Annotated in this window: 23 protein-coding genes and 1 pseudogene; 15 read left to right on the top strand and 9 right to left on the bottom strand. The window is 68.7% G+C overall.

Annotated elements, in window-relative coordinates; translation table 11 throughout:
* The first annotated feature begins 51 nt into the window (after positions 1 to 51).
* The 7 genes and pseudogenes from QE397_RS15320 (at position 52) to QE397_RS15295 (ending at position 6604) form a co-directional block, all read left to right on the top strand.
* On the top strand, positions 52 to 639 hold the full coding sequence (locus tag QE397_RS15320) for a TetR/AcrR family transcriptional regulator (protein WP_307095698.1): 588 nt from the start codon (positions 52 to 54) through the stop codon (positions 637 to 639).
* 140 nt (positions 640 to 779) lie between these two features.
* Positions 780 to 1304, top strand: a complete 525-nt coding sequence (locus tag QE397_RS15315; protein WP_307097579.1) for a thioesterase family protein — start codon at positions 780 to 782, stop codon at positions 1302 to 1304.
* The gene (locus QE397_RS15310) at positions 1304 to 2794 is read left to right on the top strand and encodes an NAD(P)/FAD-dependent oxidoreductase (RefSeq protein ID WP_307095696.1); all 1491 of its coding nucleotides are present in this window, start codon (positions 1304 to 1306) and stop codon (positions 2792 to 2794) included. The genes QE397_RS15315 and QE397_RS15310 overlap by 1 nt, the downstream gene beginning before the upstream one ends.
* Positions 2791 to 3468, top strand: a pseudogene (locus QE397_RS21820) (alpha/beta fold hydrolase); the annotation flags it as partial. The gene QE397_RS15310 and the pseudogene QE397_RS21820, both read left to right, overlap by 4 nt.
* Positions 3469 to 3595: 127 nt before the next feature.
* On the top strand, positions 3596 to 4558 hold the full coding sequence (locus tag QE397_RS15305) for an SMP-30/gluconolactonase/LRE family protein (RefSeq protein WP_307095694.1): 963 nt from the start codon (positions 3596 to 3598) through the stop codon (positions 4556 to 4558).
* Positions 4555 to 5385 carry an SDR family NAD(P)-dependent oxidoreductase gene (locus QE397_RS15300; protein ID WP_307095692.1) on the top strand — a complete coding sequence of 277 codons (831 nt, stop codon included), beginning with the start codon at positions 4555 to 4557 and terminating at the stop codon, positions 5383 to 5385. Before QE397_RS15305 ends, QE397_RS15300 begins: the two co-directional genes overlap by 4 nt.
* Before the next feature lie 34 nt (positions 5386 to 5419).
* Entirely contained in the window at positions 5420 to 6604 is a 1185-nt protein-coding gene (locus QE397_RS15295) for a CdaR family transcriptional regulator (protein WP_307095690.1), read from the top strand.
* Here QE397_RS15295 and QE397_RS15290 read toward each other — a convergent pair.
* Positions 6548 to 7414 carry a short-chain dehydrogenase/reductase gene (locus QE397_RS15290; protein ID WP_307095688.1) on the bottom strand — a complete coding sequence of 289 codons (867 nt, stop codon included), beginning with the start codon at positions 7412 to 7414 and terminating at the stop codon, positions 6548 to 6550. The genes QE397_RS15295 and QE397_RS15290 overlap by 57 nt on opposite strands.
* 186 nt (positions 7415 to 7600) lie before the next feature.
* Between QE397_RS15290 and QE397_RS15285 the strand changes: the two genes are divergently transcribed.
* From QE397_RS15285 to QE397_RS15275, 3 genes are all read left to right on the top strand, one after another.
* Positions 7601 to 8566, top strand: coding sequence for an acyl-CoA dehydrogenase (locus tag QE397_RS15285; protein ID WP_373425242.1), 966 nt, complete (start codon positions 7601 to 7603; stop codon positions 8564 to 8566).
* Positions 8563 to 9315: a PIG-L deacetylase family protein gene (locus tag QE397_RS15280; protein ID WP_307095686.1), complete on the top strand. Its 753-nt coding sequence runs from the start codon at positions 8563 to 8565 to the stop codon at positions 9313 to 9315. Before QE397_RS15285 ends, QE397_RS15280 begins: the two co-directional genes overlap by 4 nt.
* 131 nt (positions 9316 to 9446) lie before the next feature.
* Positions 9447 to 9989, top strand: coding sequence for a trans-aconitate 2-methyltransferase (locus QE397_RS15275; RefSeq protein WP_222640420.1), 543 nt, complete (start codon positions 9447 to 9449; stop codon positions 9987 to 9989).
* Here the strand turns inward: QE397_RS15275 and QE397_RS15270 are convergent, their stop codons facing one another.
* From QE397_RS15270 to QE397_RS15260, 3 genes are all read right to left on the bottom strand, one after another.
* Positions 9990 to 10682 (bottom strand): glycosyltransferase family 2 protein, encoded by a 693-nt coding sequence (locus QE397_RS15270; RefSeq protein WP_222627990.1) that lies wholly within the window; start codon positions 10680 to 10682, stop codon positions 9990 to 9992.
* Between the two features lie 61 nt (positions 10683 to 10743).
* Entirely contained in the window at positions 10744 to 13131 is a 2388-nt protein-coding gene (locus tag QE397_RS15265) for an HAD-IC family P-type ATPase (RefSeq protein WP_307095684.1), read from the bottom strand.
* 36 nt (positions 13132 to 13167) lie between these two features.
* Positions 13168 to 13890: an ANTAR domain-containing protein gene (locus tag QE397_RS15260; protein WP_307095682.1), complete on the bottom strand. Its 723-nt coding sequence runs from the start codon at positions 13888 to 13890 to the stop codon at positions 13168 to 13170.
* Between the two features lie 314 nt (positions 13891 to 14204).
* On the opposite strand from QE397_RS15260, the gene QE397_RS15255 reads away from it, so the two are divergent.
* Positions 14205 to 16559: a pyruvate dehydrogenase gene (locus QE397_RS15255; protein WP_307095680.1), complete on the top strand. Its 2355-nt coding sequence runs from the start codon at positions 14205 to 14207 to the stop codon at positions 16557 to 16559.
* 13 nt (positions 16560 to 16572) lie between these two features.
* On the opposite strand, the gene QE397_RS15250 is transcribed toward QE397_RS15255, so the two are convergent.
* The 3 genes from QE397_RS15250 to QE397_RS15240 are packed head-to-tail and all read right to left on the bottom strand — an operon-like array spanning position 16573 to position 17549.
* Positions 16573 to 16899 (bottom strand): multidrug efflux SMR transporter, encoded by a 327-nt coding sequence (locus QE397_RS15250; RefSeq protein ID WP_222639653.1) that lies wholly within the window; start codon positions 16897 to 16899, stop codon positions 16573 to 16575.
* Positions 16899 to 17231 carry a multidrug efflux SMR transporter gene (locus tag QE397_RS15245; RefSeq protein WP_307095678.1) on the bottom strand — a complete coding sequence of 111 codons (333 nt, stop codon included), beginning with the start codon at positions 17229 to 17231 and terminating at the stop codon, positions 16899 to 16901. Before QE397_RS15245 ends, QE397_RS15250 begins: the two co-directional genes overlap by 1 nt.
* 24 nt (positions 17232 to 17255) lie before the next feature.
* The gene (locus tag QE397_RS15240; protein ID WP_037184031.1) at positions 17256 to 17549 is read right to left on the bottom strand and encodes a chorismate mutase; all 294 of its coding nucleotides are present in this window, start codon (positions 17547 to 17549) and stop codon (positions 17256 to 17258) included.
* Between the two features lie 152 nt (positions 17550 to 17701).
* On the opposite strand from QE397_RS15240, the gene QE397_RS15235 reads away from it, so the two are divergent.
* From QE397_RS15235 to QE397_RS15220, 4 genes are all read left to right on the top strand, one after another.
* Positions 17702 to 18706 (top strand): iron-siderophore ABC transporter substrate-binding protein, encoded by a 1005-nt coding sequence (locus QE397_RS15235; protein WP_307095674.1) that lies wholly within the window; start codon positions 17702 to 17704, stop codon positions 18704 to 18706.
* Between the two features lie 285 nt (positions 18707 to 18991).
* The gene (locus QE397_RS15230; RefSeq protein ID WP_056446583.1) at positions 18992 to 19513 is read left to right on the top strand and encodes a MarR family winged helix-turn-helix transcriptional regulator; all 522 of its coding nucleotides are present in this window, start codon (positions 18992 to 18994) and stop codon (positions 19511 to 19513) included.
* A 13-nt stretch (positions 19514 to 19526) separates the two neighbouring features.
* Positions 19527 to 20723 carry a CaiB/BaiF CoA-transferase family protein gene (locus QE397_RS15225; protein ID WP_307095671.1) on the top strand — a complete coding sequence of 399 codons (1197 nt, stop codon included), beginning with the start codon at positions 19527 to 19529 and terminating at the stop codon, positions 20721 to 20723.
* On the top strand, positions 20720 to 21706 hold the full coding sequence (locus QE397_RS15220; RefSeq protein ID WP_056446588.1) for a D-glycerate dehydrogenase: 987 nt from the start codon (positions 20720 to 20722) through the stop codon (positions 21704 to 21706). The genes QE397_RS15225 and QE397_RS15220 overlap by 4 nt, the downstream gene beginning before the upstream one ends.
* A 9-nt stretch (positions 21707 to 21715) precedes the next feature.
* Here QE397_RS15220 and QE397_RS15215 read toward each other — a convergent pair whose 3' ends face one another.
* Together QE397_RS15215 and QE397_RS15210 are read right to left on the bottom strand one after the other, a co-directional pair.
* Positions 21716 to 22069 (bottom strand): hypothetical protein, encoded by a 354-nt coding sequence (locus tag QE397_RS15215; RefSeq protein ID WP_056446591.1) that lies wholly within the window; start codon positions 22067 to 22069, stop codon positions 21716 to 21718.
* The gene (locus tag QE397_RS15210) at positions 22066 to 22419 is read right to left on the bottom strand and encodes a TetR/AcrR family transcriptional regulator (protein WP_051612997.1); all 354 of its coding nucleotides are present in this window, start codon (positions 22417 to 22419) and stop codon (positions 22066 to 22068) included. The genes QE397_RS15215 and QE397_RS15210 overlap by 4 nt, the downstream gene beginning before the upstream one ends.
* Positions 22420 to 22432 lie beyond the last annotated feature (13 nt).

Raw genomic sequence — 22432 nt, 5'->3', positions numbered from 1 at the left:
GAAATTGACTCGTGCTCGAGGTGCAGGGCGGGGTGCACTACCCTCGGTGCCATGTCCGCGAACCCCCCCGACGGCGCGCGTCGTCCGCGACGGGATCGTCGACAGGCACTCATCGATGCGGCCATCGCCCTCATGAGCGAGGGCGGCGACGCGGACATCAGCGCGGCCGCCATCTCCCGGCGGGCCGACGTGGCACACGGGTTGCTGTTCTACTACTTCACCGACAAGCAGGGCCTGGTGGCTGCGGCGCTCGCAGACGTGTTGTCGCGCTTGGTGCATCAACAGAGTCCGAGGGCGGACGAGCAGACTCCGGAGCAACGCCTCGACGGTTTCGTCCGACGGCACATCGAGTTCCTGGAGAACCATCGGACGCTGTACGTCCGCGTCGTCGTCGAGGGCGTGCTGGGCGATCCGGCCGTCGAACGGGCGCTCCGCGAGGCACGTGCGGCAGGCGCGCGTCAGGTGGCGGACATCGTCGGACTGGGGCAGCCCCTGACTCCGGTGATGCAGACGGCGGTCGTCGCCTGGACGGGATTCCTCGACCGGGCGGCCGACGAGTACGTCGAGCGCGACGACCTGTCGCTCGACGACGTCGTGGACCTCGTGGTGAGAGCCTTCGGCGTGGTCACCGGGCACTGACGCCGCGCATCCCTCGTGGCGGTGGGCACGTGCACAACGCATCGTGCGGCGCCGTGTCGCGACAGCCATCGTGCGCGACGCTCCCGAAGGCCACACTCGAGTGATCGATACCGTCGTCCGGCGAGGAGTGGCCCGTGATCATGATGCTGCGCTGGGTCCTCCGCATGCACTCGTTCGGACGGACGGCGCGAGTGGGTGATCCTCTCGAGACACGGTTCCGCGTACTCCCGGCGGATCTCGACATCCTGATGCACATGACCAACGGCCGGTACCTGTCCGTTCTGGACGCGGCCCGCATCGCGTACTACGCGAGAACCGGTCTGTGGCACCAGTTCCGCGTGCGGGGCTGGAGTCCCGTCGTCACGGCGCAGAGCATCACCTACCGGCGCTCGCTGACCTTCCCGCGTGCGTATCGCGTGCGGACCCGTCTGATCGGTACCGATGCCAAGAACCTGTACTTCGAGCAGGTCTTCCACATTCGCGACGTCGACCATGCCACCGCGGTGGTGTCCGTCCGACTGACCGATCGGGGCGGCGGGTCGGTGCCGCCGGCGCGGATCCTCGCTCTCGACGGCACGTTCGTGCTGCCCGACCGCATCCCGACAGCAATCGCGGAATGGTCGGAGTTCGCCCGTCACCACCACGCAGGGAAAGAGGGTCAGTGATGACATCGTCCGGGACCACCACGAGTTCCGACCACCACACGCTGGCGGTCGTCGGCTCGGGTTTCGCGGGAGTCGGAGCAGCGATCGGGCTGGCACCGTTGCACCAGGGGAGCGTCGTCATCTTCGAGCGCGCGGCGACGCTCGGCGGGGTGTGGCGCGACAACGACTATCCGGGTGCTGCGTGCGACGTCCAGAGCCTCCTCTATTCGTTCTCGTTCGCTCCCAGCCACCGGTGGCGTCACACCTACGCACGGCAGCCCGAGATCCGCGAGTACCTCGACCGGGTGGCGCGGGACCACGGGTTGCTCCCGCGACTCCGGACGCAGTGCCCGGTCACGTCCCTCACCTGGGACGCGAGCGCGGCGCGATGGACTCTCGAGACGCCGCGCGGGACGTCGACCGCGGATCACGTCGTTCTCGCCACGGGGTCCCTCGCCGACCCCTCTCTCCCCGCCGTCGACGGCATCGAGTCCTTCGCAGGTCCGATGTTCCACTCGTCGCAGTGGGACCACGACACGGATCTGACGGGTATGCGCGTCGCCGTCGTCGGTACCGGTGCCTCCGCGATCCAGTTCGTCCCGAGAATCCAACCGCTGGTGGAGTCCCTGACCCTGTTCCAGCGCACGGCACCGTGGGTGATGCCGCGCGACGACAAGCCCATCTCCGCACGCACGCGGACCCTGCTGAAGTCGGTTCCCGGATACCAGCGTGCTGCGCGCGCGGCCATCTACCTCGAGCGGGAGGTGAAGCTCCTGGCCTTCCGGCACCCTGCGTTGATGGCGATCGGGGAGCGCGAGGGTCGTGCGCACCTCGCACATGCCGTGAGCGATCCTGTTCTGCGGCAGAAACTCACACCGGACTATCGGATGGGCTGCAAGCGGATCCTGTTGTCCGACGAGTACTACCCGGCCCTGGCGCAACCCAACGTGTCCGTCGAGACGGCGGGCGTGGCGACGGTGACTCCCACCGGAGTGATCGACACGAACGGCACCGCGCACGAGGTGGACGCCGTCATCTTCGGCACCGGGTTCGACACCAGTCGACTTCCGCTGACGGACAGTGTCTTCGACGGGTCGGGTCGATCGATGGCGGACACGTGGGGCGACAGTCCGCGGGCCTACCTGGGAACGACCGTCGCGGGATTCCCGAATCTCTATCTGATGCACGGACCGAACATCGCACTCGGCCACACGTCGGTGATCCTGATGTTCGAGTCTCAGATCGCATACATCGAGAAGGCGATGCGTCGTGCGATGACCGCACGCGGTTCCATCGAGCCGACCGCCCGGGCGCAGGCCGAGTACTCGACCGACATCGACGACCTCACCGACGGGACGGTGTGGACGAGCGGTGGGTGCTCGAGTTGGTACCTCGACCCCGCCGGCCGCAACAGCAACCTCTGGCCGGGCAGCATCCTCGGGTATCGACGCCGTGCCGCGCGATTCGACGAGAAGCACCACGCGGTCCACACGAACGCGGTGCCGCGATGAGCGAGCCCGTCGTCCTCCTGCACGGACTCGGCGGGTCGCCTGCGATCTGGGATCGCGTTCGACCGCTGCTCACCGGTAGGGTGCTCGCGCCCGAGATCGCGGGTACCGCGTCGATCGAGCAGGACGCCCTCGACATCGCCCGGGCGGTCCGGGCCGCCGGCATCGGTCCCGCTGTCGTGGTGGGGCACTCGCGCGGCGGACTCGTCGCCACGTCTCTGGCGGAGCAGTTCCCGGGCCTCGTGACCCGTCTGGTGCTGGTTGCGACTCCGCCGACCACGGCGAGTCGGCTGACGGCCAGAGGTGTCTCCGAGATGGTTCTCGGTGTGCCGGTCCTCGGCGCCGCGGTGTGGACGATGCTGCCCGAGCGCAGGCTCCGGTCCGGTCTCGCGTCGGCGTTCGCTCCCGGTGGTCCGGTTCCCGAGTTCGCGGTGCGGGACCTCGTCGCGACGGGACTGCGTCGGTTCCGCGCGTCCTCGACGGCGATCGACCACTACGTGACCGAAGCGCCGCTGAGAGAACGACTGTCGAGACTGTCCGTCCCGGTCTCACTGGTGTACGGCCTGAACGACCGACGTGTGGATCCGGCCGCGATGGCCGACAGTGCAGGCGGCCCGCGCACCACCGCGTATCCGCTGCGGCGCGAGGGGCACGGTGCCCCGTGGAGTTCGGCCGGTGCCGTGGCCCGCCGTGATCGCCGGCGACGCGCACCCGAGCGAGGCCGTTCGACCCACTTCCACGGTGGCTCCGCGACTACGCCCGGTCCGGTGGACTCCACCGAGCGCGCCGGCCCGAGCACGGCAGGTGACGAGCAGGGAGCCGGTGGCGTCGATCCGGCGTCTCGAACTACCGGGCCGCGGGCCGGAGGACGTCAGGCTGGACTCGCGGGGGCGGGTACTCACCGGCCTGGAGGACGGGCGCATCGTCCGGGTCACCATCGACGACACCGGTCACGGCGTCGAGACTCTCGCGCACACGGGAGGTCGACCGCTCGGCATCACCGTCGTCGACGACGCCACGTTGCTGGTGTGCGATGCCGAACGAGGTGTTCTCCGCGTGGATCTCGGCACCGGGGTGGTCGACGTCCTTCTCGACCGACTCGACGGCGAACCGATCACCTTCGCGTCGAACATCGTCCAGGGGCGGTCGGGCAACATCTACTTCACGGTGTCCACCCGGCGGTTCGGGTTCCACGACTTCCTCGCCGATCTCCTCGAGCACTCCGGCACGGGCCGGCTGGCGGTGGTGTCGCCCGACGGCGCCGCGCGCACGCTCGTCGACGGTGTCCAGTTCGCCAACGGGCTGGCGGTCTCGGACGACGAGGATTCCGTCACCGTGATCTCGACAGGCGACTTCGCCGTACTGCGGTACCCCCTCGTCGACGGTCACGCCGGACCGCCGCATGTCGTCGTCGACAATCTGCCTGCCTTCCCCGACAACGTCTCGGTCGACGGTGACCTTCTGTGGGTGGCCCTGGCGACGCCGCGCAGCACACTGCACGATCGGGTCGCGCAGCTCCCCGGCATCGTCCGGAGGTTCGCGTACCGCCTCCCCGAGAGTGTGCGACAGGGCGAGTCCACGACGTGGGTGATCGCTCTCGACTCCGGCGGCACGGTCGTGCACGACCTGCAGTCGGCATCTCCCGAGTACTCGATGGTGACCAGCGTGGTCCGACGCGGCACGCAACTGATTCTCGGAAGCATCACCGAATCCGCGCTGGCGGTCGTCGACCTCCCGCCCACGTCACAGGGGAGAGTCGAATGGTGAGCAGCCTCGACGGCCAGGTCCTCGTCGTCACGGGCGCGGCCGGAGGCATCGGTTCCGCGACGGCGCGGCGGTGCTCGGACCTCGGTGCGATCGTCGTCCTGCTCGACGTGGACGAGGGCGGTCTGACCCGCACCGCGCGGTCGCTGACGGGCCCGTGCGACACCCACGTGCTCGACGTCCGGGACGCCGATGCCTGCCGCCGAGTGATAGACACCGTCGTCGCCGAGCGGGGGCGGGTCGACATCGTGTGGGCCAATGCCGGTGTGTCGGAGTACGGTCCGCTCGACCTTCTGCCCGACGGAGCGTGGAAGCGCATGATCGACATCAACCTGATCGGTGCCCACAACATCGTGCGGGCCGCGCTCCCGGCTGTTCTGGTCTCGCGCGGCCACATCGCCTTCACGTGTTCCTGGGCGTCCTTCGCTCATCAGCCCGGCCACTCGGGCTACGCCGCGGCGAAGGCGGGGCTGGAAGCGTTCGCGAACGCCCTTCGACTGGAACTCAGCGGCACCGGAGTGCGTGTCGGATCCCTGCACCCGGGATGGATCGACACGTCGATGGTCACGGGAAAGATGGCGCAGCCCGCGTTCGCGGCCCTGCTCGCCGCCCTTCCCGGCCCGTTCGGTGCGGTCAGCCCCGTCGACGACATCGTTCCGCACATCGTCCGCGCGCTGGAGCGGCGGTCGTCGCGCATGGTGTACCCGAGAGCCGGCCGCGTCCTCCTCGTCCTCCGTGCCGCGCTCCCGACGGCACCGTTCACTGCGCGGAGTCGAGCAGCAGCTCCGCGGATTCGTGCGCTCGCTGCTCGGGATGTGCGACGCTCGTGAACCGGACAGGCAGGGTGGTGGAAGAGGAGGCGCGATGAGCGACCGGACGGGTACTCCGCGGGAGCGGGAGATCGCCGCGCGCATCGCCTCCCTCGTCACCGACGCCGAGCAGGAACTCGATGCCGTCGCGTCGGACCTGACGTCGTTGTACCGCAGAAGCATTCCGGTGTACGACTCGGTGGCGCACGAGGAGGTGCAGCGCAACACGCGTGCCGTCCTGGACATCGTGCTGTGGCGAGTGCGCAGCGATGCACCTGCCGTGAACGAGCGGGACGTCGCCGATCTGGTCCGGCGGTGGGCCGATCAGCGGATCCCCCTCGAACTCGTCGCACACAGCATCCAGCTCGGTGCCCGCGAGCTGTTCAAGATGATCCGGCGCAACGCCGTCGAGCAGCAGTTGTCGACCGATGTCATCGACGACATGCAGGACATGATGTGGGAGTGGGCCACGTCGTACTCGGCCGCCGTGAACACGGTGATGCAGGAACGAGCGGTCACGGGTGCCACCCGGCGTGCGGATCTCATCCGGCAGCTCGTCGACGGGTCGTACGTGCCCGCGTCCGTCGAGCGGGACGCCCGTGAGCACGGTATCGCGCTCGATCACCACTACAGCGTTGCCTGTGTGACCTGGAACGACTCGTCGATCGTGTCGGACATCCGGTCGATGCTGCGACTACGTTGCGGCACCGATGATCTCGGCGTGGTGGACGCGGTCATCGACAGCTGTCTCGTCGCCCTTCTGCCCGTGGTTCCGGACCGCCTCGCGGCCTCGGTGGCGGTCGGTCTGGGCGATGCTCGACCGGCCACGGACGCGCGCGCGTCGTACGGGCAGGCGCGGCACGCACTCGACCTCGCCACCCGCTTCGCGAGGACTGGGGTGGTCGACCTGGCCGCACTCGGACCGCTTCCTCTCCTCGCGCTGGGGGAGGAGGCCGCGGATCGACTCGCGTCCGCGCATCTGACCACGGTGGCCGAACGCGGCGAGGCGGGTCGCGAGATTCTGGACACCGTCGCGGCGTACCTCGACCATGATCGGCGCGTCGACGACACCGCCGCCGCCCTCTACGTGCATCGCAACACCGTGCGCAACAGGGTGGCGCGTTTCGGTGATCTGACGGGCCTCGACATCGACCGGACAGCCGATCTCGTCCTCGCGTGGTGGCTACTGACGCGTGAGCGCAGCGCGCGCTCGGCTCTCCAGGATCCCCCGCTCCAGTAGTGGAACCGTCTTCCGCATCTTCGGACGGAGAATCGCGTCCCACAGCGAGCCGGTGAACACACCGCGGATCTTGTCGACGCCGCGCAGAGCGCCCGGCACGTACACCTTCCGGCGGCGCCGGACGATGGCGTCGACGAACGCGTCGGCGCAGTCCTCGACGTCGGTGACGACATCGAACGGCCAGGGCAGTTCCTCGATGCTCGCCCGCACCGACTCGATGCTGTGCTGCGACTCGAACATCGGAGTCCGGACGAATGCGGGATGCGCGACCCCGACGCCGACGCCCTTGTGTGCCACCTCGAGGCGCAGTCCGCCGCCGAATGCCTCGACACCCGTCTTGGCGGCCGCGTAGGCGGACTGGCCCGGCACGGTCTTCAGGGCGGCCGCGGACGAGACCAACAGATAGAAGCCGCGCTGTGCGGTCACGGCGGGCAACGTGGCGTGCACGGTGCGGATGACGCCGTTCAGATTGATGTCGACGATGCGGGTCAGTGTCTCGACGTCGCTGATGGCGACGGTGCCGGCCTCCGCGATGCCCGCATTGGCCACCACCACGTCGAGGCACCCGTACTCCGAGAGAATTTGTGCGACAGCTGATTCGAGCGACGCGGTGTCCGTGACGTCGGCAGTCACGGCCAGGTGCCGGCCGTGAGCGCTGGTGTCCAGGCTCCCGATCACCGATGCGGGTATGTCGGATCGGTCCACGAGCACCACGTGCGCGCCCTGCGACGCTAGTCGGCGTCCGGTCTCGAGACCGATCCCGGACGCACCGCCGGTGATGAGTACGACCTTGCCTGCCATCGATTCCATGCGCTGTCCTTCACGGGTCGTCGTTCGCGGTCCCCTCAGCGTCGCCCGGCGAGGAGTCCCGCGACAGGTGCGTGACTCCACGTCGGGTCGGCCTGCGCTGTGCAGCCGCACAGCGAGCGATCGACCGGTCTGCGTAGGCCTGACGCCGATCGGGTACCCGCGGAACGACGACAGGAGCAAACTCACGTGAGTACGGACGATCTCGACCCCGGTGTCGCCGCGGCCGTACGGTCCCGCATCGCGTCCGCTGGTGAGATCCCGCTACCGGGGTCCGGTGCGACCAGGCGACGCTGGGATCTGCTGGCCGCGTGGTGCCGCGACGACGCGGTGGTCGGCCGGTTGCTCGAAGCCCACTTCGACGCCGTCGCCATCTGCGCGGAGCTGGGTGGTCCCGCGACCTCGTCCGAGCAGATGTGGGGAGTGTGGGCCGCAGAGACGCCGCCGCCCGTCAACGCGGTCTCCGACGAGCACGGTTCCTGGTCGCTGACCGGCCGGAAGATGTGGTGCTCGGGCGCCCACAGTTGCTCGCACGCGCTGGTGACGGCACGGGCGGGGGAGGACTCCGCCTTGTTCGCCGTGGCGCTGGACAGCGGCACCGTGATCCCTGAACCGAACACGTGGCACGCGACGGGTATGCGCGAGAGCGATTCCGGCGCAGTGTCTCTCGCGGGAACGCCCGCGGTCGCGGTGGGGCAACCGGGTGACTACACCGCGCGTGCCGGATTCTGGCACGGGGCGATCGGGGTGGCCGCCTGCTGGTTCGGGGTGGCACTCGCCGTCGCCGACCCGCTCTACCGCCGGGCCGCTGCGGACCGGGCCGGACCGCATGCGCTCGCGCACCTCGGAGCAGTGGACGCGGCACTGACGGCCTGTGTCAACACCTTCGACGTCGCTGCCGACGAGGTGGACCGAGACCCACTGGCTCTGGACGAGGCGAGAGTCCGCGCCATGCGGGTTCGCGCCATCGTGGAGCGGGCCTGCACCGAAGTTCTCGACCGGGTCGGCCGCGCGCTGGGTGCGGCACCCCTCGGTCTGGACGCGGAGCACTCCCGCCGGGTGGCAGACCTGACGACGTATCTTCGCCAGAGCCACGCCGAGGTCGATCTGGAGAACCTGGGCCGGGCGGTCGCGGCGTCGGGTTCCGCATCGTGAGTGTGGACAGGTTCGCGGAACGCCCGGTGGCACAGCGTGGAACGCCGGAGTCCGTGTGGCGCGAGAACGGTCCGACGTACCCCGACCTTGTCCACGACGGGCTGGCGCATCTGGTCCTCGTCGCTCCGCACCCCGATGACGAGGTCCTCGGTCTGGGCGGCTGGGCATCGATGCTGGCCGCGTCCGGTGTTCCGGTGACGGTGGTCGCCGTCACCGACGGGGGCGCGTCTCACACCCCCACGCCCGCGCGGTCGCGCGCCGACCTGGAAGCGGTGCGCAGAGCCGAGAGTGCCTCGGCGCTCGTGGATCTCGGTATCGTCGACATCCGTCGGCTGAGCTTGCCCGACGGACAGGTGGCCGAGCACGAGCGCGCCCTCGTCGTCGCTCTCGTCGACGTGCTCGACACCGTGGGGCGCGGTACGACGGTGTGGTGCGCGACGACGCTGCGCGGCGACGGCCACCCCGATCACGAAGCGGTCGGGCGCGCGTCGGCCGCGGCGGCGAGCCGGAACGGGTGCACGCTCGTCGAGTACCCGGTGTGGATGTGGCACTGGGCAGAACCGGGGGACGAGGCCGTGGACTGGGAGTCGGCCCGCACGATCACTCTCGACGCGGACGCGATCGCGCGCAAGGAGGTAGCGGTGAGCAGATTCGTCAGCCAGACGACTCGGGACGGGAACGAGGACGAGATCCTCCCGCCGTGGGTTCTGGAGCGGCTCCTGCGTTCTCACGAGACGGTGTTCGTGTGAGCGGGCAGGCCGGAGGCCGGTCGGAATCGGGCGGGCAGGCCGGAGGCCGGTCGGAATCGGGCGGGCAGGCCGGAGGCCGGTCGGAATCGGGCGGGCAGGCCGGAGGTGTCCCGGCGAGTTATTTCGAGCGCATGTACGAGGCCGATCCGGACCCGTGGGGGTTCGAGAGCCGGTGGTACGAGCGACGCAAGTACGCCCTCACGATGGCGATGCTTCCGAACGAGCGGTACCGGTCGGCCTTCGAGCCGGGGTGTTCCGTCGGAGTTCTGTCCGAACTCATCGCGGGCCGAGCCGATCGCCTGCTCTCCACGGACATCGCGGAGGCACCGTTGCGTCGCGCGCGGGAGCGTGGGATTCCGAACGTGGAGTTCCGCCGAGAGTCGCTGCACGACGGGTGGCCGGACGAGCAGTTCGATCTCGTCGTGCTGAGCGAGATGTGTTACTACGTCCACCCGACGGAGCTCGACGCTCTGGTGTCGAAGGCGGTCGATGCGGCAGAGCCCGGCGGAACCGTGTGCGTCGCGCACTGGCGCCACGACGTTCCGGAGTACCCGAGCACTGCGGCCGAGGTGCACACCGCGTTCCGCGCGTCACCGCACCTGCTCCTCCGGGCGGAGTACCGCGACGACGACGTTCTCGTCGACGTCTTCACGCGGGGTACCGGCGCACACTGATCAGGCGGTGACGGGAGTCGCCATCTCGTCGAGGAACGTGGCGAAACCACCTGTGGTGCGCGTACTGGTGCGGGCCGACGTGGTCACGCACGGAGCGCCGGTGCGGCGTATGCGGTACCCCCGGCGTCCGAGTCGCTCGACCAGATCGACGTCCTCGTGGACGGCGAGCGCACGGAATCCGCCGACCGCACGGTAGGCGTCGGCGCGCACCGCGAGGTTGGCTCCGTGGACCTGCAGGAGACCGCGTCGTTCACGGTCCGCGTAGTCGCGCCGGAATCGCCGGAGCACGACGGGATCACGCAGGCCCTCGTCGACGCGCACCGGTCCGGGGACGACGTGTGCCTGCGCAGCGCACGCCACGATCGATCGGAAGTGGCCGGGGTCGACCAGCGAATCGGCGTCGGTGTTGACGTACCAGGTGGACGATCCGGCGCTCGACGTCTCGGACCGGAACCCCAGGGCCCGTGCAGCTCCCACGTTCGCGACGTCCGTCGTGACGCACCGGACGCCCCCACCCACCACCTCCGCGGTGCGGTCACTGCAGGCGTCCAGCACCACCACCAGTCGGACGGGGACCGGCGACAGCGTGCGAGCGGTGCGCAGGGCATCGAGGCACGCAGACAGCGACGCGTCCTCGTTGTGGGCGGGCACCACTGCGACGATGCGCTCGACCCGGGCCGGCGTGAAATGCACACCTGTGAAATGCCCGATTACCATCGTCGCCAATCATGCGCAGCGCGCGGTGCTGTGCGCGCTACGCCGTGCGGTGCGCGCGGCGCCCCATGGCGGGGCGTACCGCCTCCAGAACCGCGATACCCACTGCCGCGGAAACGAAGGCGAGCACGGTGTAGGACACGTTGCCCGCATCGAGCTCGAAGAAGCGGGCGAGCGGCGGCACGGTGAAGATGACCGCGTAGGCCGCCACGGACACGGTCAGCAGCGTCACCTTCCACCACTGCATGGGCCGGGCCACCGTCCCGAGGACCCACATCGCGACGACGATGAGAGTGATGAGCGCCGAGGTGCTGGACTGGATCCGGTCCACCCGCGAGGCATCGGGTCCGTCGTAGGTGGCGAGATAGGTCGCGAACGTGGCGATTCCCACCACCAGTCCTGCAGGCACCGCCTTGCGCAGTACCCGAGGGACGAAGCCGGAGCGGGCCCGTTCGTTGTTCGGCGCCAGCGACAGCAGGAACGCGGGAATGCCGATGGTGAACCACGCCGCGATGGTGACGTGGCGGGGAAGAAACGGGTAGGGCAGCGGGTCGACGTTCACGACCAGGGACAGCAGGCCGGACAGCCCGACGAGGACCGCGAGCACCACCGAGTAGACCGTCTTGGTGAGGAACAGCGTGGAGACCCGTTCGATGTTGCCAATGACTCGTCGACCCTCGGCCACCACGTGGGGCAGCGTCGAGAAGGCGTTGTCCAGCAACACGATCTGCGCCACGGACCGCGCCGCGGGACTTCCCGCGCCCATGGCGACACCGATGTCGGCCTTCTTCAGTGCGAGAACGTCGTTGACGCCGTCACCCGTCATGGCCACCGTGTGACCACGGCTCTGCAAGGCGGTGACCATGTCCCGCTTCTGTTCCGGGCGTACCCGTCCGAACACGGCGTGACGCTCCATGGTGTCCGCGAGATCGTCCGTGTTCGACGGGAGACTGCGAGCGTCGACCGCATCGCCCGACGGCAGAGCATCGAGCGACCCGGCCACCGCGCCCACGGACACCGCGTTGTCGCCGGAGATGATCTTGACCTGGACGGACTGATCCGCGAAGTAGTTCAGTGTGTCGCCGGCGTCCGCCCGGATCTTCTGCTCGAGCACGACGAGGGCTCGGGGCGTCACGACACCCGGCGCGTCGGCGTGATCCATCGGGAGGTCGCTGGTGGCGAAGAGCAGCACCCTCTTTCCGGCCGCGCCCAGCTCGGTGGCGCGTGCGGAGGCCTCCGATGCCGGATCCAGCAGCACGTCCGGAGCACCGATCAGGTAGTTGCCCGCGTCGGGGAAGGAGACTCCGCTCCACTTCTTCTCCGACGAGAACGGAGCCCGCGCGGACGCCGTCCGGGCAGGCGCGGTCGGAAGCGCGTCGGCGACGGCGATCATGCTGGCGTTCGGTCGATCGTCGTCGGCGACGACGGCGGACAGGTCGCGCCGGACGTCCTCGTCGGACTCGGCCGACAGCACGAGGAGGTCCGACATGACCATCGCGTTCTCGGTCAGCGTTCCGGTCTTGTCGGCGCACACCACGTCGATACGGGCCAGCCCCTCGACCGCCGGAAGCTCCTGCACGAGGCACTGTCGACGTCCGAGGCGGACCACGCCGACGGCGAAGGCCAGTGAGGTGAGCAGGACCAGTCCTTCCGGCACCATCGGGACCAGCGCCGCCACCATGCCGTTGAGCGCGGGGCCGAGCGGCTGGCCCGTGACGACGAGCTGGTTGACGACGATGACAATGCCGGCCGGGACCATCACCCGGGTGATGTGGCGGAGGATGCGGTCGATACCGGACCGGAGTTCGGAGTCGATGAGCGTGAACTTGCCTGCCTCCTCGGCCAACTGGGCCGCGTACGCTTCCCTCCCCACCTTGGTGACGCGGTAGGCTCCGCGGCCGGCGACGACGAACGACCCGGAGAACACGGAGTCGCTCGGGGTCTTGGTCATCGAGTCGGACTCACCCGTCAGCAGTGATTCGTCGACGTCGAGCGAGTCCGCCTCGATCACGTCGCCGTCGACGATGATCTGATCGCCCGGACCGAGTTCCACGACGTCGCCGAGCACCACCTCGTGGGGAGCGAGGTCCCGTGCACGGCCGTCTCGTCGCACGAGGGGCCGACTCTGGCCCACGATGGCGAGCGCGTCGAGGGTGCGCTTCGCGCGCAGTTCCTGGATGATGCCGATCCCGCTGTTGGCGACGATGAGCAGACCGAACATCGCGTCGATGATCGATCCGGTCGACAGAACGATGACGAGAAGTACCGCCAGAATCGCGTTGATGCGCGTGAAGATGTTGCCGCGCAGGATGTCTGCGACCGACCTCGAGGAGCGGGCCGGCACGTCGTTGGACCGACCCTGCGATGCGAGGGTCTCCGCTTCCGCTGTGGTGAGTCCGACTGCGGTGGGGACGTCGCTCGACAGCATGAAGGGGAGCCTAGTGGGTGTCGGCGACGACGGTCGTCAGCCTCGTTGGTCGTCCAGCACCTGTCGAGCCTGCTCGGTGACCGTGGTCCCAGCGCTGTAGGCCTGTGCTCGCAGCAGTGCCGACGCGGCCTGGACGCCGAGGTGGTGCCGAGCGACCACCACGCCGATCGCCAGGTGCACGGTCGACAGGTCGAAGCCGTGGTCGGGCCCGCCGTCGACGGCCGTGAGGACAGTGTCTCCGTCCAGGTCGTCGCACAGGGGAACTCGCGGCGCCAGCAACTCCGGGCGACGTTCCACGAGCGCTGCGATGGCGGCGTCGGAGTGCGTGCTGCTGCGGCGTCGACCACGCCAGTACATCTGGAGCGTTCCCAGGGGGGTGGCGGGTGTACCGATGGGGAACGTCGCGACCTCGACGACTCCGAGGGTCGCCAATTCGTCGACGAGAGTGGTCCAGCGGACGCCGTGGTCAGGGTCCTCGACATCGAGTCGGCTGTGTCCCGCTCCCGCCATCGACTCGGTGTGCGGTCCGCAGCCGAGCAGGTACTGGAGGTCGGCCAGCCGCTCCGCCAGGTCGTCCGTCGCGTACGTGACGAGCCGGACGTCGGCATCGGCCGCCGATTCCGCCACCACGGCGGCTCCGTCCGCCCGGCACCACTGCACGCACGCGGCCAGCCATGTCTCCGCAGTGCGTCCGGACCGCAGGGCGCCCGTGACGCGTTCGTCTGGTGGATGGGGCTCGCGGGCCGAGTTCGATGCCATGGGGCGTCCTTCGCTGCGTTCGTGTAACCGGTTCGTGGACCGCAGCTGAGGGTGTGGCTCGCCGTTCATCGTGTACCCGTCCGTCGGCTCCGCACACCACATCCGGCCGGTGTCCTCGAACACGGGCGCCCACTCACCGGGTGTCGGCGGTCACCCGAGTGGTCGACACGCTCGGAAGACCCACGACGACATGCGGTGCTGTGCGCAGAATGCTCGGTCGCGGAGCCGGATCTTGCGCAGTCGGCAAGACCGTGGTCACCTGGGGATCTCCGCGAAGCATCGAGCCGGAGATGACGTCCTGAGGGGGCAGCGCCATGACCAGCAACGAGCATGTCGACGATCGAGCGCCACAGACGGTGGAGACCCTGGAGGAGATCGCACAGCGTGTGTTGTGGCTGTCGACCTCGATGATCCACCACGCCAATCGAATTCGGACCAACCCCAGCGGACTCAAAGTCGGAGGCCATCAAGCCTCGTGCGCGTCGATGGTGTCGATCATGACCTCCCTGTGGTTCGAACAGTTGCAGCCCGGGGACCGGGTGTCGGTCAAGCCGCACGCGTCTCCGGTGCTGCACGCGATCAACTACCTCCTCGGTGAGTTGGACGAGAAGTACCTGACGACGCTGCGGTCCTACGGCGGGCTGCAGTCCTACCCCTCGCGCGCCAAGGACCCCGACACCGTCGACTACTCCACCGGGTCCGTGGGAATCGGAGCGACCGCACCGATCTGGGGCGCGATGTCGCGCCGCTACGTCGACGCCGCCTTCGGTGACGCGCACGACGACGCCCGGACTGCGACCGGATTCCGGGGGCGGCAGTACTCGCTCGTCGGCGACGCCGAACTGGACGAGGGCGCGGTGTGGGAAGCGGTGATCGACCCGGGAATCGCCGACCTCGGCGAGATCGTGTGGATCGTCGACCTGAACCGCCAATCGCTGGATCGAGTGGTGCCGAACTTCGCTGCGCGGCGGCTGGAGAAGATGTTCGACGCCGCCGGCTGGCAGGTCGTCACGGTCTCGTTCGGCACCCTTCTCGACGCATTGTTCGCCCGTCCCGGCGGCGAGGCCCTGCGCGAACGCATCGTCGACATGCCCAACCCGGAGTACCAACGCCTCCTGCGCTGCACGGCGGACGAACTGCGCACCCGACTGCCCGGCGCCGGGCCCGGTGCCGAACGGATTCGTGCCCTCGTCGCCGATCTGGACGATGCCGCTCTGACGGAGGCCGTCCGCAACCTGGGCGGACACGACCTCGCCGCACTACGCGCCGCGTTCGCCCGTATCGACGACACCCGTCCCACCGTGATCATCGCGTACACCGTCAAGGGCTTCGGGTTGCCGACGCAGGGTCATCCGCAGAATCACTCGTCGTTGCTGACGGTCGAGGAGTACGCCGAACTCGCGGGCGCGCTGGGCACCGACCCCGACGCGCCCTGGGCACGATTCTCGGACGACAGTCCGGCAGGGCGGGTGTGCGCGGACACCGCGGACCGGCTGCGCCGGGAACCGATACACACGGCCGAGCCTCCCTCGGTGCCCACCGACATCGGGCGCACGCCCAAGGGAACGGCGACGACACAGGCCGCGCTCGGTCGCGTCCTGCTCGACCTCACCAGAGCGGCTCCGGACGCCGCGCGGCGGGTCGTCACCGTCAGTCCCGACGTCAGCTCCACCACCAACCTCGGCGGCTGGGTGAACAAGGTCGGCGTCTGGTCCTCCTCGGAACGCCACGACTGGTTCGGTGACGACGCCGAGACGATCATGCACTGGCGCGAGAGCCCCACGGGGCAACACATGGAACTGGGCATCGCCGAGACCAACCTCGTCGGACTGATGGGCGAGCTCGGTGCGACGTGGAGCCGGTGGGGAGAGCCGCTGTTCCCGATCGGAGTCATGTACGACCCGTTCGTCGAGCGCGCGCTCGAGCCGTGGTCGTACGGCATCTACGCAGGCGGACAGTCCATCCTCGTCGGCACCCCCTCGGGAGTGACCCTGGCGGCGGAAGGTGGTGCGCACCAGTCGATCAAGACCCCGTCGATCGGTCTGGAGCAACCCGGGTGCGTGAGCTGGGAACCGGCGTTCGCGATCGACGTCGAGTGGACGCTGCTGGCGGCGATCGGACGGTTGGGGCGCCCGGGCGGCACGTCGGCGTATCTGCGCCTGTCGACCAGGCCGGTCGATCAGTCGCTGGCGAACGTTCCGGCGGATCCGGCGGCGCGGGAGCGCCGACGGCGGCAGGTGGTCGCCGGGGGATACCCGCTGGTGCGGCGGGACGGTGCCGTGGTGACCATCGCGGCGATGGGCGCGATGGTCACCGAGGCCCTCGCCGCGGCGGAGCGGCTCGAACAGATCGGGCTCGCTGCCGACGTCCTGTGCGTCACGAGTCCGGGGGAGCTGTATCGGGCGGTGCAGGCACGGCAGGGGCATCTCGAGGCGGAGTCGTGGATTCTCGATCATCTGCTGCCGGCAGAGCGGGCGACGCCGATGGTGACGGTCCTCGACGGTCATCCCCACACGCTCGCGTTCCTGGCGACGGTGAACCGGGTGCCGTCCACGTCTCTCGGGGTGAGCGAGTTCGGTCAGGTCGGCGCACTCGACGAGGTGTACCGCCACCATCAGATCGACACCGACTCGATCGTCCGGGCCGCACTCGACGTCACCGGTCACTGACTGCTCGGCAGGTTCATCGAGCGGCCGCGGCACCGAGTTCGATGAGCAGGACGCCGACGACGATGCATGCGATCCCGCCGAGCATGCGGCGGGTCAGGGGTTCTCGAAAGAGGTACCGGGAGGCCACGGCGGTGAGGGCGACTCCGGACGCGGCCCAGATGCCGTAGGCCACTCCCAGGGCCAGACCCGAACGGAGCGCACCGAGCAGGGCGACGAACGCGAGGAGATAGCCGAGAGCGACGACCCCGTAGAACGCGGGGCGTCCGGTGGCCGCCACGCGGAGCGACAGCGTGGCCGACACCTCGAGGAGGATGGCGCCGAGGAGGAAGAGGTACTGCATCACGGTTCCCGCTCTGCGGGGTGGGACCCGGTCTCGACGAGGAGTACACCGACGATGACCAGTCCGATTCCGAGACCCATCACGATGGTCAGCGGTTCACCGAAGAGCGCTGAGGCGAGAAGGGCGGTGAGAGCGACACCGCCTGCTCCCCAGATACCGTAGGCGGCACCGAGGGCCATACCGCGGCGCAGTACGGACGCGAGTCCGACGAAGGCCAGCAGATAACCGAAGATGACTACGACGTAGAGGGCGGGACGGGTCTCGGAACCTTTGAGTGACAGGGTGGCGGACACTTCGGCCACCACGGCCGCCGCCAGAACGAACCACACCATGCGGTAGTTCTACCGCGGGTGGGACTAGCGAGCGATCTGTCCGCGGCCCATGCGCAGGAGGAGCATGCCGAGGGTGCGGCCCTCGCGGCCGAGATCACCGAAGTGCTGGAGCACCGACATCTCGCGTGCGGACGATGCGGCCGAGCGGGGCTCCATCATGCCGACGGTGCGAGTGAGCTCGGTGCGTCGTGCCACTGCGGCCAGGATCTGGGCGTCGAGACGCTCGATCTCGTCGTGCATGGAGTCGATGTCGTGGGCGGTGTCGGCACCGTGGTTGCGCGTGACGTCTGCGGTGGCGAAGTCGGTTGCAATGCTCATGTCTACTGAATCGCGCCCATCCCGAATTTCATTACCGATCTGCCGAGATATTTTTCGGCGACCAGTCGAGAACGGGTCTCACCTGGGGTGATGCAGATTGTGAGCTGGATCGCAGTGCGCCCGTGGGCGTCAGGTGAGGTTAGGCTAACGCAATGTTTCTCACCGTGTGTGCGCCCGTGAGGCGACTGATCCCTGTACTCGTCGCGACGGTGGCCCTCACCGTGTCGTGCTCGTCGGCCGCCACCGAGGACGGCCGCGACGCGGCGCAGACGGCGGCCGGCGGCGTCTATCCAGCGACGGTCGACACCGCGTTCGGCGCCGTCGACCTCGGGTCGGCGCCGACGCGCGTCGTGGCGCTGGGGTGGGGGGACGCGGAGACGGCATTGGCCCTCGGGGTCCAGCCGGTCGGTGCCAGCGACTGGCTCGACTTCGGCGGAGAGGGCGTCGGTCCGTGGGCGGAGGGTCTCTACGACACACCACCCGAGATCATCGGAACCCTGGAACCGTCCTACGAAGCCGTGGCGGCACTCGAGCCGGATCTGATCCTCGACACCAAGAGCTCGGGCGACGTCGGCCGGCACGACCGGCTGGCGGCCATCGCGCCGACCGTCGGCATCCCGGAGGGTGCGGAGAACTACACGACGTCCTACGAGGATCAGGTCACCATGGTGGCCGCGGCGCTCGGTGTGCCCGAGACGGGCGCCGAGCTGATCGCCGGGCTGGACGACGGCTTCCGCACGGCCGCTGCGGACCATCCGGAGTTCGCAGAGAAGACCGTGACGGTGGGCGCCCTCAGCGGAACCGGCTACGGCGCCAACATAGAGGACAGCGAGCGGGTGCAGTTCCTGATGCGCCTCGGGTTCCGGCAGAACCCGACCATCGCATCGATGACCCCGGTGCGGTTCTCCGTACCGATCGCGGACGAGCAGCTGGGTCTGCTCGACGCGGATCTCGTCGTCATGTTCCCGATCGGCAAGACTGCGCAGGACATCGAGCAGAACCCGCTGTTCCGCAGCATCCCGGCCGTGGCGCAGGGGCATGCGATCGTGTTCGACGACCCGGCGGTGGCGAAGTCCTACTCCACCAACTCGGCGCTCTCGCTGCAGTACGCACTCGACACCGTGGTGCCCATGCTGGCGGAGGCGCTCCGGTCGTGATGCTCGGAGGCGATCGCTCACGCGTGCCTTCACCAGCGGCGCGACCTCGGTGCCGAGCAACTCGATGCCCCGCAGCATGGTCCGTCCAAGAGATGCGCCACCCGCTCGTGAGCGGTGACGCGGTGGCCGGTGTCGTACTCGGCGACGGCCGACACGAAGTTGTCGATCCCGATCTGCATCGCGGTGCCGTTCTGCCGATGTAGTGAAGTGTCAACACTCTGTGGTGTCGTCGAGTTGAATCTTCAAGTTGGGGTAGTGAAGGTTCGCGACACCTAGGCTGAGTGTGTGAACGACGACGTCGAGTGGCTGCGACCCGACGAGGTACGCGCGTGGCTCGCGGTCGCAGGCCTCCTCGAGGCGCTCCCCGCTGTACTGAACTCGCAGTTGAAGAACGACGCGGGGGTCAACCACTTCGAATACATGCTTCTGGCCGGTCTGTCCGAGTCGCCTGGTCGGAGTTCGCCGACGAGTGAGATCGCTGCCTTCGCCGCAGGATCACTCTCTCGGGTCTCCCACGCACTCACGCGTATGGAGTCGCGGGGGTGGGTCGAACGGGGGCCACGCGGAGGCCCCGGTGGGCAGACCGCGGTGACGTTGACCGACGAGGGCATGGAGATCGTTCGTCGCGCGGCTCCCGGTCACGTCGCGCAGGTGCGAGAACTGGTCGTCGACCGCCTCGGTCGTGAGGACGCACTCGAGCTCGGGCGACTCGCGGGCCGGGTGCTCGAGGGTGCGAACCCGGCGGTCCACAGGATGCTGATGGACCGGTATCCCGAGCAGGACGTGCGCCCGGACGACCGGGACTGACGGAGAGGACCCCATGTCGCTACCGCTGACCGGCGTTCGAGTGCTGGAGCTCGGCAACTACATCGCCGCGCCGACCGCGGGACGCATGCTCGCGGACTTCGGCGCGGAGGTGATCAAGGTCGAGCGACCCGGCACCGGCGACGAGATCCGGAACTGGCGTCTCTATTCCGGTACCACGTCGATGTTGTATCGCACGATCAACCGCAACAAGAAGTCGATCGTGCTCGATCTGCGCACCGAGCAGGGGCGGCAGGACGTGCTGGATCTCGCCGCGCAGTGCGACGTCGTGCTCGAGAACTTTCGGCCCGGCACTCTCGAGAAATGGGGACTCTCGCCGGAGCGGTTGAGCGAGAGGAACCCTGATCTCATCATCACCCGCATCTCCGCTTTCGGGCAGACCGGTCCGATGGCCGAGCGACCCGGCTTCGCCGCCGTCGCCGAGGCCTACGGGGGATTTCGCAACCTCGTCGGCGACCCCGACCGACCACCGGTTCGCGTCGGAGTGTCGATCGGTGACTCCATCGCCGGCCTCTACGCCGCCTTCGGTTGTGTCATGGCTCTGTTCCGACGCCAGACCGCGTCGAGCGAGCTCTCGCTCGAGCAACGCTCGATCGACGTCGCGCTCAACGAGTCGATTCTGTCGATGATGGAATCGCTGGTACCCGACTACCTCGCCTACGGAGTGGAACGCGAGCGCACCGGTGGGCGGATGGAAGGCATCGCGCCCTCGAATGCATACCCGTGCAACGACGGTCACTCGATCATCATCGCCGGCAACGGCGACGCCATCTTCCAGCGCTACATGGAGACGATCGGTCGGCCGGATCTCGGCGCGGATCCCGAGCTGTCCGTCAATGCCGGCCGCTGGCGACGTCGGGACGAACTGGACGCGGCCATCTCCGCCTGGACCATGCTGCACTCACGCGACGAGGCGTTGGCGGTGCTCGATCGGGCCGGTGTGCCGTCGGGGCCCATCTACACGGCCGCCGACATCGTGCGGGACCCACAGTACCGAGCGCGCAACATGATTCAGACGTTCCCCGTGGACGTCGGTGGTGAGACTCCGGTGGACGTGGGTTTCGTCGGTGTGGTGCCCGTCATCGGCGATGCGTCCGTTCCCATCCGATCGCTCGGACCGGACCTCGGCGAGCACACCGCCGAAGTGCTGCGGGAACTGTTGGGACGCACCGAGAGCGAGCACGACGCATGACGCGGATCCTGGTCACCCTGCCGATTCCCGAACCGGGTATGGAGATTCTGCGCCGCGCCGCCGACGTCGACGTGATCGCGCTCGATCACGTCGCGCTGGCGGAGCGATGCGCCTCCGGCGACTACGACGTGGTGGTGGCCCAGCTCCGGGACCGGTTCGACAGCGCACTGCTCGCCGGTGCGCGCCTGCGTGGGATCTCCAACTACGCGGTGGGTGTCGACAACATCGACGTCGGCGCCGCCACCGCCCGAGGCATCGTCGTCGGGAACACTCCGGGCGTCCTGACGGACTCCACGGCGGACATCGCTCTCCTGCTGATGCTGGCCACAGCGCGTCGGGCGCTCGAGGCGGACCGGACGGTGCGCGCCGGTGAGTTCACCGGATGGGCACCGGACCTGATGCTCGGCACGGACGTGTCCGGACGGGTGCTGGGACTGGCCGGATTCGGGCGCATCGCTCGCGCGACGGCGCGGCGCGCTCTCGGATTCGGTATGACGGTGCGGTTCTGCCCACGGCCCCCGTCCGACAGGCCCGTCGACGATGCGGAGCTCGACGAGTTCGGCGGTCGCGTCGAGCACGTCTCGTGGGACGAGTTGGTGGCGACGAGCGACTTCCTGTCCCTGCACGTTCCGCTGACCGAGGCGACGTACCACCTCGTCGATGCTCGGGTTCTCGGCGCGATGAAGACCTCCGCGATTCTGGTGAACACCGCGCGCGGGCCGGTGGTCGACGAGTCCGCTCTGGTGGAGGCGTTGCGGGACGGCGTGATCGCCGGTGCGGGGCTCGACGTCTACGAGGACGAACCGGCCACGGCACCCGGCCTGTCGGAGCTGGCCAACACCGTGCTGCTGCCGCACGTCGGGAGCGCGACGGTGTCGGTGCGGAGCGAGATGGCGCGTCTGTGCGCGGAGAACGCCGTCGCGATGGCCGCCGGCACGATGCCGCCCCACGCCGTCAATCCGGAGGCATGGGCGGACCTGTGAGAACTACAACTAGGTCGCGAGTGCGGCGTTGACCGCGTTCTCCGTTCGGGTCGGATCGTCCACCGTCAGGACGAGTCGATCGAACCGTCCGGTGCCGTCGAGCTCGATCACAATGTTGCGCACCGGGTCCCCGACGTTCCAGAACACTTTCTCGCCGTCACGATGGAAGGTGCCGGCGTACTTTCCCGGTATCGAGAGGCCCGGAGCCCTGATGCCCCTGGGCTCACGCCGTACACCGGTGTCGACGGTGGCGCCCTTCACCTCGGACAGCGGAATGTCGAGTCGGCGCGTGAAGCTCCAGAGCTTGTCGAGGCCGCGTGGTTCGACGACCAGTCGGCCGTCGACGATGGTCACGGTGTTCATGCTGTGCCCTTTCTCTCGATGCAGGCGCGCGTGAGTATCGCGTCGCCCAGTGCCCGTGCGTCGATGTTCTCGGCAACCAACTTCTCGCGGATCTCCTGCCTCACCGAGGGATCGGAGGGGGCCAGATCCATGAGAGCGACGAGAAGCAGAGGCATCGTGGAGTGCGTCGAGCGCAGTGCGGTGAGGAACAGTCCGCGCTTGCTTCCGAACGCGTTGTAGAGGCTCGCCCGTCGGATGCCGACGGCGTCGAGGATCTGATCGACGGACGCGCCGGTGTAACCGTGACGGACGAACGTGTCGACGGCGGCCGCGAGCACAGTGTCCGTGTCGAACTCGCGCGGTCTCGGCATGCACCCATTCTAG

Origin of the sequence: Rhodococcus sp. SORGH_AS_0301, assembly GCF_030818285.1 — a bacterium.
Lineage (GTDB): Bacteria > Actinomycetota > Actinomycetes > Mycobacteriales > Mycobacteriaceae > Rhodococcoides.
This window is presented reverse-complemented; position numbering and strand designations above follow the sequence as displayed.